Here is a 13,711-nt window from a genome sequence, read left to right as displayed (position 1 = left end):
GCGGCGAGTTGCCACAGTGCGCCGCGCGCGGCACGGAGGCATTTGGGTACGGGCCCTGACCTGCGGAGACCGCCTTCGGCGCCGCGAGCTAGGGCCGCTTGACCGAAGGGGCGGCGCGACGGCCCCCACCCGCCGGTGGGGCCCTTCGGAGAATATGGGGGATGCTCCCCCATGTGGGGGTCGCGCGGTGTCTGGGAGGTTCTCCCCGTGACCGAAACAGCCGCACCCACGACGCCCCGAAGCGTGCACCTGCCGCTCGCCTGGTGGGCCCCCGCGCTCACCCTCAGCGAGCGCGTCGCCGCCCCCGGACGTCCCGCGGCGTCAGCCACGACCGTCACGACCGCCACGTCCGGCCGCGCTCCGTGGGCGGCCGGGGACACGGCGGGCTTCGCGGCTCGCCTCGCCCATCTGGGGCTCGACGAACTCGCCGCCTGGGCGCTCGTCGCCGAGGCACCGGAACACCTGGCGGACCGCGCCGGCACCCCGCTCTGGGCCGACTACGTCGAAGAGGCCCTGCTCCACGCCGACACCGCCGCACGCCCGGCGCTCGGCCACGACGTCACAGGGCCCGAGCTGTTCGCGCCGGTCGTGGCACCGCTGGTGGTGCCCGCATCGGCCGACCTCGACCGGCGCCTGGCGCCGCTCCCCCCGGTGGAACGGGCCATGCTGCGCACCTCGTTCGAGCAATGGCTGCTGAGCCGGATGGCGCGGCAGGCGGCCCGCACACTCGTCCGCGAACTCGACGGCGCCCGGCGTGCCGGACGACTCTCCGGGGCCACGTCCCGCGAGCGCTTCGCCTCCTTCCTCGCCTCCTGCGGCAGCGCGGACGGCCTGCGGACCCTGTTCACCTCCTATCCGGTGCTGGCCCGGCTCCTCGGCCAGGCCGCACTCGACGCCGCCGACGCCGTCGCCGAACTCGGCCTGCGGCTGCACACCGACCGCCAGGAACTGGTGGCCGTCCTGCTCGCCGGCCGCGACCCCGGCCCGCTCACCCGCGTGGACCTGGGCCGCGGCGACGCCCACTGCGGCGGGCGCTCCGTGGCGGTCCTTGAGTTCGCGGACGGATCACGGGCGGTCTACAAGCCGCGCCCCCTCGGGCAGCACGCCCTCCTGGACGACCTGGCGCACTGGCTCACCGGGCGGGTCACCGGCCTGGAACTGCGCACCCCGCGCACGGTACGGCGACAGGAGCACGGCTGGCTCGAGTACATCGAGCACCGCTGGTGCGGATCGATGTCCGAGGCGGACGCCTTCTACCGGCGCCAAGGCGCACTGCTGTCCCTGCTGTACGCGGTGGACGGCGCCGACATGCACTACGAGAACCTCATCGCCGCCGGGGACCAGCCCGTCCTCGTGGACGCCGAGACCCTGCTGCACACCGGGCTTCCGCAGGCCGCCACCGCGGGAGCGGATCCGGCCGCCGACGCCCTCCAGGCCTCCGTGCACCGCACGTGTCTGCTCCCCCACCTGCTGATCGGTGAGCACGGCGCGCTGGACATCTCCGCGCTCGGCCGCTCCGAGCAGGGCGCGTACCCCAGCGAGGGCCTGTGCTGGAAGGACAGCGGACTGGACACCATGCGGGTCGTGCGGGGCCCGGTGATCAGTCCGGCCGCGCAGAACCAGCCGCTGCCCGCCGGGCACCGTCTCCAAGGCGCCGACCACCGCGCCGCGCTCCTCGACGGCTTCCGCACCACCTACGCCGCGATCCAGACGCACGGCGACGAACTGACCGCGCCGGGCGGTCTGCTGGCCCGGCACGCGGACAGCCCCGCCCGGCTGATCGTCCGCTCCACACGGCTGTACTCCACGCTGCTGGAGGAGTCCACGCACCCGGCCCTGCTCGGCGACGCGCTCGCCCGGGACGCCGCGTTCGCGGTGCTGTGGACCGAGTCGGCGCACGACCCGGCGCGCGGCCGCCTTGTGGAGCACGAGACCGAGGACCTGTGGCGCGGGGACGTCCCCCTGTTCGTCCACCGGCCGTCCGGAACGGAAGTCCGGGCCTCCGGTGGCACTTGGCTGCCGCATCTGTTGCCCATGGCGAGCATCGACGCGGTTCGCACCAAGATCAGCCGGATGGACGAGGTCGACTGCCGCAACCAGGAGTGGATCGTCGCGGCCGCGCTGGCGGCCCGTGAGGCGGGGTCCCCGCTGGTGCGGCCACGCTCCGAGCTGGTGGCGGCTCCCCTGCCGGCCGTGGTGCCCGAGCCGTCGCGGCTGCTCGCCGCGGCCTGCGGGATCGCCGACGAGATCGCCGCCCGCGCCGTGCGGTCCGGCGGCCGGGCCAACTGGATCGGCCTGGAACGCCTGCCGGGCGGCCACTGGTCGGTCCTGCCGATGGGAGCCGGACTCGGCCAGGGATACACCGGGGTCGCGCTCTTCCTCGCGCAGGCCGGGCTCCTCGCGGGAGCGGACCGCTACACGGCGCTCGCCCACGAGGCGGTGCAGCCGCTGCCGACGCTGCTGAAGATGCTCGCCGCCGACCCCGAGCTGTGTGCCGTGGTGGGACCCGGAGCGTACGACGGGATCGGCGGCATCCTGTACGGCCTGATCCGGCTGTCGGTCCTGCTCGACGCGGACCTCGCGAACTCGCTGCCCGACGCGCTCACCGCACTCGAACACGCCGTGGCGGCCTGCCCGGACCACGGGTTCGCCGACGGCGCCGCCGGAGCCCTGGCGGCGGCGGTCGCCGCTCATGAGGCCACGGGCGCGCCCCGCGCCCTGGAACTGGCCGACGCGCTGGCGGACGCCTTGGCGGACGCGGCCGCGAAGGGCGGGGGCACCGCGGGGTTCGCCGACGGAGCCGCGGGCATCGGCTGGGCGCTGTGGCGCCACGCGGACCACCGGGCCGACGGGCGACGCCGGGAAGCGGCGGCCGGGCTGCTGCGTTCGGCCGCCGCCGCGACCGAAACCGCAATCGCGGACCAAGCCGTCGCCGCAACCGCGAACGAAGCCGCCACCGCGACCGGGGCTGCCGCGCACGGTACGTCGTGGACCGCGGGACTGCCCGGCATCGCCGCCGCGGCCGTTCACCTGCCGCGGTACGAGGCCGGGCTCGCCGCCCGGCTGTCCGCGCTCGGCGACGGCTCCGATCTGAGCGCGGGCCAGGGCGCCTTCGGCGCCGTGGAGGCCCTGTCGGTCCTCGCCGGCCGTGGCGACGTCACGGCATCCACCGTCCTCACCCGCACCGGCGGCCGACTGCTCGCGGCGATCGAAGGCCAGCAGCACCGCTGCGCGACCCCGGACCAAGTACCCTCTCCCGCCATGCTGACCGGCCTCGCCGGCATCGGGTACGGGCTGCTCCGCCTCTGCTCCCCCGACCTTGTCCCGTCAGCGCTCCTGCTCGAGCACTCCCGTCCGCCGACCCCGGCCACCGCGCACGCCTGTTGAGACCGAGCCCTCACGGTCGGTCTGCCGCACCGCGGCTGCTCCCCGTCTTCTTCTCCTCTGCATTCGCTCTCCGTTCCCTCTGCGTTCCCTCTCCGTTCCCTCTCCGTTCCCTCTCCGTTCCCTCTCCGTTCCCTCTCGCTCACTCGGCACATCCCCCACGAAGGAGTTCCCTCATGGACCTGCAGAACCTGCACTCGGACCACGTCGCTGCCGTCCCCGCCGAGGCCGACGTCACCCCGAGTGCCGTCGAAGGACAGGACGCCGCGGGCGGCATCACCCTCTCGGGCCGCAACCGCGCCTGCGCCCGCGCCCGCGTCCTGGCCGGGATGGTCCTCACCAGCGGCATCGTCATCACGCTGAGCTCGATCGACACCTCGGTGTCCGCGCCGAACTGACCTCCCACGGCCGCCCGGCCGCCCGGAAGGCAAGCAGGCGCGCCGGGCGGACCGCAGCAGAAAGCCCAGGACCACCCCGCGCTTCCGGATAATCCGATTATGCTTGGAGATCATGCGCCTCCAAGCATCGTCTCTTGTCGGCCGGGACGCCCAACTGGGCCTGCTCGGACGCGCCTTGTCCGAAGCGCGGCAGGGGCGCGGCGGTGTGGTGTTCCTGGTCGGCGAAGCCGGGGTCGGCAAGTCGCGGCTGGCGGCCGAGGTCGTGGGCAGCGCGGTCGGGGCCGGAATGGGTGTCCTGCGGGGACGCAGCAGCACCACCGGCCCGGCGATTCCGTTCCGGCCGCTGACCGAGGCGCTGATGTCGCTGTTCCGCACCGGTGAATCGCTGGACGACCTCTCCCTGGGACCGTACAGACCGGTGCTCGGACGGCTCATACCCGACTGGAACACCGGCGCCGGCGACAGCAGTTCCATGGTCATCCTGGGTGAGGCCGTCCTGCGCCTGCTCATGGCCACCGACCACGGCCGGGGCCGGCTCCTGGTCCTCGAGGACCTGCACGACGCCGACCCCGAGACACTGGGCGTCCTCGAGTACCTCGTGGACAACCTGGAGTACAGCCCGGTCCTGCTGCTCGCCACCGTACGCACGGACTTCAGCGACGCCCTGGACCTCGCCCAGTCGGCCCGCCGGCGCGGCACGGCCTCGGTCCTCGAACTCTCACCGCTGACCCGTCCCCAGGTGCTCGACCTGGTGGCGGGTCAGTTGGGCACTTCCCCGGAGGACGTACCGACGGCGGTGCTCGAGCAGTTGTGGGACGGCAGCGCGGGCAGCCCGTACCTCGTCGAGGAGTTACTCCAGTCGATGATCGGCGCGGGCACCCTGGTGCAGGGACCGGACGGCTGGCGAACGGTCGGTGATCCGCGGGGCGACGTCTCCTCCGCCCTCGCGCGGGGAATCCTGCGCCGCATCGACCGGCTGGGCACGGAGGGCCTGACGCTGCTCTCGGCGGCGGCCGTCCTCGGCAGGCGGTTCCCGCTGACCGTGCTCCAGCAGATGACGGGGGTCGACGACCGAGCGCTGCTCAGCCACCTCCAGGCCGGCGTCGCCGCCCGGCTCGTGGTTCCGGACGAGCCCGCCCCGGACTGGTACTCCTTCCGCCACTCCCCCACCGTGGAGGCGCTCTTCACCCAGCTGACGCCCGGCCAGCGGGCGGACCTGGCCCGTCAGGGCGCGGAGGCGGTGGAGAAACTGCACCCGCAGCTGCCCGGCGACTGGTGCGCGCTCGCCGCCGGCCTGCGCTCCGAGGCCGGTGAGGACGCGGCGGCCGGCAAACTGTTCGCGGAGGCGGGGCGGCGCGCCCTGGCGGCGGGCGCGCTCGATTCGGCGGTGACCCTGCTCAGCCGGGCCGAGACCCTGCTGGCGCGCGCCGGTGACCCGCAGGAGAGAGCGAGCGCGCTGGAACCACTGCTGCCCGCACTGGCCGAGTCCGGCGACTTCGATCGCGCCTTCGACCTGGTCGAGCATCTGCACGCCCTGGACAGCGCCGGGCTGGGCGCGTCCCGCCTGGCGATCCTGCACACCCGGCTGGCCAAGGTGGCCCACACGGCGGGACGGTGGAGCGACGGGAACCAGCAGATCGAACGGGCCCGCGAGGTGCTCGGCACGAACCCGGACCCCGCGGCGGCAGCGTCCGTCGACGTCACCGCCGCCTATCTCGCCCTGGACACCCCCGGCACCGACCGCACCCAGCAGGCCGAGAGACTCGCGCGCTCCGCCGCCGACGCCGCCGAGCGCTACGCGCTGCCCGCGGTCGCCTGCCAGGCCTGGGAACTGCTGGCGACCGTGGCCCGCGAGCAGGACCCGCAGGAGTCCCGGGCCATGCTGCAAAAGGCCCTGACCACGGCCGAGCGGCACCAGCTCCCGCTGCGACGGATGTATGCCGCGACCCGTATCGGCGGCAACGACTGGCTGTCGGAAGGTGACACCGCAGGGCTGTTGTCGGCCCGGGAGGAGGCACTGCGGCTCGGCTCCATCAACATCGTGCACACCGTGGACGGCATCCTCGTCCTGGACGGAGTGATGCGGGGCGCGCGCGAGGAGACGCGGGAGGCCGCCGTCGAGTGCCTGGCGATCGTCCGCAGGCTCCGCCTCGCCCCGGCCGTCCGGTATCTCCTGATGTCACTGGCGTCGCTCGAGGCGCACCGGGGCGACAGGCGGGCGATGGAGGAGGCGCTCGTCTCGTTCGCGGAATGGGAAGGGGCCGGTTCGCAGGAGGAGCCGCTCACGCTCGGCATGGCCCGCGCCTTCTGCGCCCTGATGGAGGAGGACCGCGACCTGGCTCGGGAGGAACTGGGAGCGGTGTCGGCGCTGGAACGCCACAATCCCAGCACCTACCACCTCAGCGGCACCCACGGGGTAGGGGTGCTGCTGGACGTGCTGGCCGGGGACACGGACCGCCCCCGCTACGAGGCGGTCGCGGCCACCGCGGCCGGACAGATGCGGTGGAACCGCCAGTTCGTCACGCTCGCGGATGCGGTCCTGCTCGGCAGGGAGGGGCAGGGCGAGCGGGCGGCCGAGCGCATCGACACGGCGCTGCGCGACGCCGCCGTGTATCCGAACGCGCTGCACCTGGGCCTGCGGCTGGTCGCGGACGCGGCGCACGAGGACGGCTGGGGCGAGCCGGTCGCCTGGCTCAGGCGGGCCGAACACCACTTCCACGAGCAGGGCGTGCCGGCCGTCACGAACGCCTGCCGGGCCGCCCTGCGCCGCATCGGCGTCCCCGTGCATCAGCACCGCAGAGACACGGACGGCATCCCCGAACACCTGCGGGCCCTCGGCGTCACCGTGCGCGAGTACGAGGCGTTCCGCCTCCTCGCCGACCGGCTGAGCAACAAGGACATCGCCGAGCGCCTCTTCATCTCGCCCCGCACGGTCGAGAAACACATCGCGAGCCTGATGAACAAGACGGGCGCGGCCAGCCGCGCGGACCTCTGCACGCGGTCGACTCAACTGCTGAAGCAGTGAGGCGGTCCCTCGCCCCTCACTCCAGTACTGCAACAGTGCTTGTCGGATAGGAACAGCGGCGGTCAGCGCCGGCCGAGCCGAGGGGGCCTCCTGCTACCTCGCCTGCTGCCCGCCCGGGCCGTGGCCGCAGGGTCCCTCCGGAGGCACTCCGTCTGACCCTACTTCTCCGGGCATTCGCCGTCCGCGACGTGGAGTTCGACTCTCTCCTTTGCGTCAAGTGGCTGTCCGGGGCGCGGGGACTGCTTGCAGACCTCCCCGTTCACACGAGAGACGTCCCGCGGGCCGACCGCGCCTTCTGTTCCGTAGAACACGTCGATGTAGAGGCTGTTGTAGCCCTTCTTCAACAGCAGGTCATAGGCCTGCTTGAAGCTCTGCCCGGTGACTTCAGGTGTTCTGGGTGTCGGGACATGCTCGTCCCAGCGTGTCGGACATTTCTCTCCGTACGGGACGCCGCCGAGATCAACCGAGTTCGGTGCCCGGCCTTTCCGGGAGAGACAGAACTGCCATAGCTGTGCGTGCTGAAGGTCGACCGGGCGGCCCAGATCCGTTGCGTCTCTGACTGCGAAGCCGTGCCCCGCGGTGATCTCCTTCTTCATTTGTACCGGCAAGCTGTCCGAGCGCAGGGCCGGAGCAGCTGAGGCTGAGTCCTTGAGGCTTGCGGACGACTGTCCAGTGGTGGACTGTTGCGCCGAGCAGCCGACAGTCAAGGCCGCTGCCACGAATGTGGCCACTATGCCGCCACCCAGCGTTTTCAGTCTCATTGGCCAGTTCTCCTGTTACGTGGTGACGCTCAGCCGGCCTGCGTTCTGAACGCGCCGAGGTGCGGTGACCGTCCGGGTGTTGCTTATTCGGATTCGTGGAGCCGGGCAGCAGCAGCAAGCCGTGTGGCGTCGCTGATGCCGCCCGTTCACCCACGGGCCGACTGCTTCAGGGGTCCGTGCGGTGCGCTGCCGCTTCGCCCCTGGTCCGTGAACCCTGCCGACCGATCAACGGCAGGGCTCGGTTCAGGTCATGCCCAGACGGGAGTTCCCGAGAAGGCGCTCGGGCTGCAACCGGTGTCCCACATGATGCCCTTGGTCGGCTCGCCCTTCTCGTACTCTCCGACGCACGACCAGATCTTGAGCGGGGTCCCCTCCGCGATGTCGAGGTTCACCGTGCGCTTCGTGTCGGCACCCTCGTGGGCCCAGTAGTAGTAGCTGCTCGCAGCGCTGCCATAGCTGAGCACACCGACGCCGGAGTGCCCGTCAGCCGAGAGGTCGTAGACGGTGAAGACTTCGCCGTAGGCCTCGAAGTGGGCCTTCGCCGGGTACTCGCCACCGACCGGCTTGGCGTAGGCGGTGCCGTCCTGGCTGACTGCCGCATTGCCGTTGGTCGCGCCCGCGATGGTGAAGGCGAAGGCGGCGGCACCGATGCCGAGAGCCTTGGTGAACCTATTCATGATTTCTCCCCTGAACGAACAAGTAGGTGCTACGAGTGGAATAGCAATACAAGACGGAACGGTTCGGACGAACCGACGCTCCTTGCCGACGGCAAACCGGAAAAGAGCGCCTGGACAGCCACGCCCCCGGCACTGGGTGACTCCGGCGCAGGCGTCGTCGTATTCGTCGGTCCCGTATTGCCGCCATATGCGCGACGCGCCCTTCAGGCCGCTGTGCGGTGAAGGACTCGGGGGCACACTCTAAACAGCTAGGTGACGTTGTGTGAACCCTTCATTCCTCTTCGCGCGCGCTCGACCGCATCACCACGACGCGGCGGACCGCCGCGCCACTTCGTCGGCACGGCCCCCTCAACTGCCGTTCCTGGTGCGGGAGTTCGCAGACAGCGAGCGCAGATGACCCACCTCGATTCACCCCAGTCGCCACCACGAACACACTGCCCCAGATCCAATGGGTAAAGAGAAAGCAAAGGCATCCGAAACCAATCTGTGACCCATCCATGTATGCGACATATACCTTTCGCCCCATTGTTGTGATGATCTAATGCGCACCCGAGGAAGAGACGACGGGGATTCGGTGAGCTCTGGTCAGGAGCCGCACGCAGAAGCGCAGTTGACGACTACTGAGGGGGAGGATCATGCACAGCGGGAATCGGTGCCGGTATTGACAGCCGAGCTCGTCAAATTCGTGGTATCGACGCTGTAGCCGAACTCCCGCCGCGACCACGTTCCCCGCGGCGGATGCCACACCCGCCCCGACGAGCTGAGGGACGAACCCTCAGGACCGCTTGCTGAGACCGCAGTTGTAGCGGTCTGGTCAGGCCTCGTTCCGCAGGAGGGCGGCAAGTGCGGCCGTCCTGCGGCCGAATCGCGCCGATCAGTGCGCGCACTACCGGGGTTGTTCTGTCTCGACGAGTCCCCTTTCGTCCACCAGCGGAAAGAGAAGAGGAAACACTTCACCGTGCGCGCAAGACAGAGAAGATATGCGGTGGTGACAGCGGCGGCGACGGCGATGCTCGCCTCGTTGCTGGCCCCCTCCGCTCAGGCTCAGGGGCCAGAAGTCCCCAGCAATGCGGTTCAAGGCGGCAAGAGCCTGCCGAAGGTCACGCACAAACCGCGAGAGGTCAGTGCGGCGGACCGTGCCGGGGTCCTGGGTGACTCCTCCTCCTCGTCCAAGGACGTGGCCCTTTCCACCTCCGGTGACGCCACGGGCTTCCACGTCCTGGCCGGAAAGGAGAAGGACGGCTACAAGTTCACCACCGTGGCCACCCTGCGTGAGGAGGGCTTCGACTCGGACACCTGGATCGGCAACACGTGTGTGACCGGATCCGGGAAGTACGCGGCTGTCGCCTACGCACCCCGGACCTTCACCAACAACCCCGAACTGATGGTGCGCGGTGCGTTCACCGCCGTCGTCGAGCTGGGCACTGGCAAGGTCACCAAGCTGCCGTTCACGGCATCGCTGGCCTACTTCTCCCCGGGTTGCGGCACCGGGGACGACGTGGTGTTCACCCAGCTGAGCCACGACGGGGACAAGGAACAGAGAACCCGCCTGATCGCCGTGGACGCGGTGACCGGCAAACAGTCCCGGCCAGTGGCCTTCCCCGGGCAGGTCACCTCGGCCGTCCCGACCAGGCACGGCATTGTTGCCGGTCACGGAAACAAGCTCGTCCGTATCAACGGACGGAAGGAATCCGTCCTCGCCACGACGAAGCACGTACCGTTCCAGATTGCGGCCGACAGCGGCGACGGCGTGACCTTCATCGACCGGGACGCCGACACCAACAAGGCGAAGGCGAAGTCCTGGGCCAAGCACCTGGACGGCACCCAGGTCAAGGACGGGAAGACCACCCCGCGGACCGTGGCCGAGGGAAAGCTCGCGGACTGGGACCTGTCGGCCACCCCCGGCGGCACGGTGTTCCTCACGGGCAAGGCCAAGAACAAGGGGACTCTTCCCGCTGCGGTGAAGAACCCGGGGCATCTCGCCAAGGGCGCCCGCATGTCCAGCCTCGGCCACGCGGGCGTGTCCACGTCCTGGGCGGACGGCAAGACCAGCATGATCACGCCCGACGAGGCCGAGCAGGCTCGCGACGCGCGTGTCGCCCTCGACGTCGTCGCCACCGGCAAGCACACCGAACTGGACGCCACACCCCGGCTGTCGGCCGAACGGTCCGCAGCCGGAAGCAAACCTTCCCCGGCGCTGGGCACACCCACCGGGAAGGAGCCGTCGGCCGACGCCGACAGCAAGGGCATGTCACCACAGACGCTGCGCTCCCAGGCGCTGACGGCGTCGCCCGCCGGGCCCAGTGAGGGCACCGACGAGCGCTACTGCGCGGTGGCCCGCAACGACGTCAAGAAGCAGGCCTTCCAGCCGACCCCGCGCCAGGTGGAATGGGCCGTGGACCAGGCCGTCGTCGGTGAGCTGCACGTCAGCCGGCCGGCTAACTGGAAGAACACCGGCATGGACGCCTACACCCCACAGGGGCTGTTTCCGCCGATCACGCTGGCCGGTGACCCCAACGGCACCCTCGACAACGAGGACCCGGATATCACCGACCGCTGGCACATACCCTCGCAGGTGATGCTCGGCGTCACCGCGCAGGAATCGAACATGTGGCAGGCAACCCGCTTCGCCGTCCCGGGCGTCACGTCCAACAGCCTCATCGGCAACTACTACGGCACCCAGTACACCGCCGACGGCGACCAGGCCGACCCCTGGCGCATCAACTTCTCCGAGGCGGACTGCGGTTACGGCATCACCCAGGCGACCGACGGCATGCGGCTCGCCGGCAAGACCAAGGAGGGCGAGACCGCGCTGCCGCCGGCCACGCAGGAGGCGGTCGCCCTGGACTACGCCGCGAACATCGCCTACGGCGTGACCATCCTCTCCCGCAAGTGGAACGACCTCCACGGCCAGGAGATGATGATCAACGACGGCCACCCGCAGTGGATCGAGAACTGGTTCTTCGCCCTGTGGGCGTACAACTCGGGCTTCTACCCGGCCGCCGACTCCGGCGGGCACAAAGGGCTCGGCTGGACCAACAACCCGGCCAACCCGCTGTGGAAGGCCAACCGGGTTCCCTTCCTCCAGCACGCCGTCGACCCCCACCTGGACGACTACTCCCACGCCGCGCACCCGCAGGACTGGCCCTACGAGGAGAAGGTGCTGGGCTGGGCGGCACGCCCGATCTCCGCGATGTTCGGCCCCGGCGACTTCAAGGCCGGCTACCTGGCCGCCTGGTGGAACAGCGACCTGGACCGCGCCGCGGTGAAGCCCCCGGTGGACACCTTCTGCGACGCGTCCAACAACTGCGACCCGTCGAAGATCACAGACGGCGACTCCAACGACCCCGGCATGGGCGCCTGTGCGCTGGACTCCGGTGACAGTGACACCAACCCCCACTGGCTGCACTGCTGGTGGGACAAGTCCGCCGAGTGGAAGGACTGCGACAAGCTCGCCGAATGCGGGCACCAGGTGCACCGGTTCAACACCAGTTACCCAGAACAGCCCGACGCCGCCTCCTACCCGCCGAAGTGCAGCACCGGTCTGCCGTCGAACGCGCTGGTGGTGGACGACATTCCGAACGGCACGACGCCGGCGGGCTCGAACTCACGCGGCTGTGGGGCCGCGAAGTCGGACGGCACCTTCACGCTCACGTACCAGCCGTCCGTCATCACGGACTCCGAGACCGGGCAGGCCGTCACCACCTACCCCGGCAAGATCGACACCCATCAGATCGGCGCGGGCTTCGGCAACCACTTCTGGTTCACCCACACCCGCTCGGCCGAGTCGTACCCGCCGCCGGGCGACCGGATGAAGGTGACCGGTACCTGGAAGCTCGGCAAGGAGATCACCAACTACAGCGGCCAGGCCAAGGTCTATGCCTTCATCCCCGACCACGGGGCGCAGACCTCCAAGGCCGAGTACCGCATCAAACACTCCGCCGGTGAGACGGTGAAGGCGATCGACCAGAGCTCCAACCAGTCCAACAAGTGGGTGGATCTCGGCGCGTACTTCTTCAACGGCATCACCCCCGAGGTCAGCCTGCACAACTTCAACGGCGGTGACGGGTCCGCGGACATCGCCTTCGACGCCATCGCGTTCGTGCCCGGCGACTACTCCGGTATCCCCTCGGACCTGACCTTCGGCGACCCGGACATCACTGCACCGGACCCCGCCCCGGTGGAGCCGCCCCAGAGCATCTCGGGCGACTACTTCAGTCTGGTTCCCACCGCCTCCGGTCTCTCCGGCGCCGCGCGCTCCGCGACCGGGGCGGAAGGGCTGCACCTGTCGTCCGAGCCGGCGACGGACCGCAAGTCCGCGAAGGCGTCGGCCGGTTCATTGTCCGCCACGGCCACCACGGCCTCTCTCAGCTGCTCCATCGGCACCAGGTCCCTGGACTACACCCGTACCGAGGCGTGCCTCGGGGACGACCTGCGGTTCAGTGGCACCACGACCGGCACCCCGAAGGCGAGCTTCGACCTCCGGCACGAGTTCCAGCTCGACCCGGACAGCGACACCTTCACCCAGACCGTGTCGGTCAAACTGACGTCGATCTCCATTCCGTCGCTGACCCTGGACATCGACTTCGGCTGCCGTGGCTACTGCGAGAAGCAGACTCCGGTGTGGAGCGGTTCGCCGACCTTCGTCGCGGGCGACCTCCACACAGCCACGGTCACCCAGAAAATCAAATGGAACAACACCTCGGATCTCGACGGCCGGATCAGCCCCTACCTGACGGTCAAGGGCACCGCGAACGGCGACACCAGCAACCCGATGACGGCCGAGAAGTCGGAGCTCGACGTCCGGTGCGACCGCGACGTGAAGGCCACTCCGGGCTGCGTCTTCAGTTCGTACAAGCCGACGTACGTCATGAACGAGAAGAAGTTCCCGGCGGCCGCCGCGCATGCCTGGCTGATCCAGAACAAGCTGCCCGGCCACTACGGGCTGCGGGGCAACAACCCGTTGACCTTCCTGACCGAGGACGTTCTCGTGCCCGGTTCCACGAAGGACCAGAGCATCGTCAGCTACAACCGTGACCTGATCTGCCCGAGAGCGTGGGAGCGCAACAAGGCGGCGACGATGTCACCCGAACTCGGTGCCGACGACGTGCCCAGCTGCGACGAGTTCCCGTTCGCGGCGAGCTGGCAGAGTGCCGCGACACCGACGGGCTGGGGCGGGAAGAACCTGAAGCAAGTCACCTCAAGCGAGGGGGGCGAGGGATGCGTGAACACGATCGCCATCCGTGGCACGGACGGCCGGTGGAGGCTCCAGCCCGACCCGCGTTCCCATGTGCCGACCTGGACCGAACCGTGCGGCCGCTCCAGCATGTCCAATAACCAGAACACCCAGTCCATGAGCTACATGCCGAGCTGGCGCAAGCAGAACCGGGTCCTTGAAGGAGACAACTACTGGCTTGAAGCGAAGCGTCCTTCGTGACCGTTTGATCGCATACCGGTTCCCCGCCT

6 protein-coding genes are annotated in these 13,711 nt (G+C 70.0%); 4 read left to right on the top strand and 2 right to left on the bottom strand.

What is annotated here, in order from left to right; all coding sequences use genetic code 11:
- Positions 1-207: 207 nt before the first annotated feature.
- The 3 genes from N5I75_RS37815 to N5I75_RS37805 all read left to right on the top strand — a co-directional run bounded on the left by N5I75_RS37815 (position 208) and on the right by N5I75_RS37805 (position 6,807).
- Positions 208-3,387 (top strand): type 2 lanthipeptide synthetase LanM family protein, encoded by a 3,180-nt coding sequence (locus N5I75_RS37815; RefSeq protein WP_476684748.1) that lies wholly within the window; start codon positions 208-210, stop codon positions 3,385-3,387.
- Positions 3,388-3,560: 173 nt separating this feature from the next.
- Positions 3,561-3,782 carry a hypothetical protein gene (locus N5I75_RS37810; protein ID WP_476684747.1) on the top strand — a complete coding sequence of 74 codons (222 nt, stop codon included), beginning with the start codon at positions 3,561-3,563 and terminating at the stop codon, positions 3,780-3,782.
- 112 nt (positions 3,783-3,894) lie between these two features.
- Entirely contained in the window at positions 3,895-6,807 is a 2,913-nt protein-coding gene (locus tag N5I75_RS37805; protein WP_476684746.1) for a helix-turn-helix transcriptional regulator, read from the top strand.
- Positions 6,808-6,965: 158 nt separating this feature from the next.
- Here the strand turns inward: N5I75_RS37805 and N5I75_RS37800 are convergent, their stop codons facing one another.
- Positions 6,966-7,568 (bottom strand): PASTA domain-containing protein, encoded by a 603-nt coding sequence (locus N5I75_RS37800; RefSeq protein ID WP_476684745.1) that lies wholly within the window; start codon positions 7,566-7,568, stop codon positions 6,966-6,968.
- A gap of 248 nt (positions 7,569-7,816) precedes the next feature.
- Entirely contained in the window at positions 7,817-8,245 is a 429-nt protein-coding gene (locus tag N5I75_RS37795) for a hypothetical protein (protein WP_476684744.1), read from the bottom strand.
- Between the two features lie 1,009 nt (positions 8,246-9,254).
- Here N5I75_RS37795 and N5I75_RS37790 point away from each other — a divergent pair.
- Positions 9,255-13,682 carry a golvesin C-terminal-like domain-containing protein gene (locus N5I75_RS37790; RefSeq protein WP_476684946.1) on the top strand — a complete coding sequence of 1,476 codons (4,428 nt, stop codon included), beginning with the start codon at positions 9,255-9,257 and terminating at the stop codon, positions 13,680-13,682.
- Positions 13,683-13,711: the final 29 nt, after the last annotated feature.

The organism is Streptomyces sp. R818 (genome assembly GCF_056172735.1).
This window is presented reverse-complemented; position numbering and strand designations above follow the sequence as displayed.

What these genes read in the sequence shown, in the direction of transcription:
- N5I75_RS37810 (WP_476684747.1), top strand. Translation starts at nt 3,561, where the DNA reads ATGGACCTGCAGAACCTGCACTCGGACCACGTCGCTGCCGTCCCCGCC.
- N5I75_RS37805 (WP_476684746.1), top strand. Translation starts at nt 3,895, where the DNA reads ATGCGCCTCCAAGCATCGTCTCTTGTCGGCCGGGACGCCCAACTGGGC.
- N5I75_RS37800 (WP_476684745.1), bottom strand. Translation starts at nt 7,568, where the DNA reads ATGAGACTGAAAACGCTGGGTGGCGGCATAGTGGCCACATTCGTGGCA.
- N5I75_RS37795 (WP_476684744.1), bottom strand. Translation starts at nt 8,245, where the DNA reads ATGAATAGGTTCACCAAGGCTCTCGGCATCGGTGCCGCCGCCTTCGCC.
- N5I75_RS37790 (WP_476684946.1), top strand. Translation starts at nt 9,255, where the DNA reads ATGCTCGCCTCGTTGCTGGCCCCCTCCGCTCAGGCTCAGGGGCCAGAA.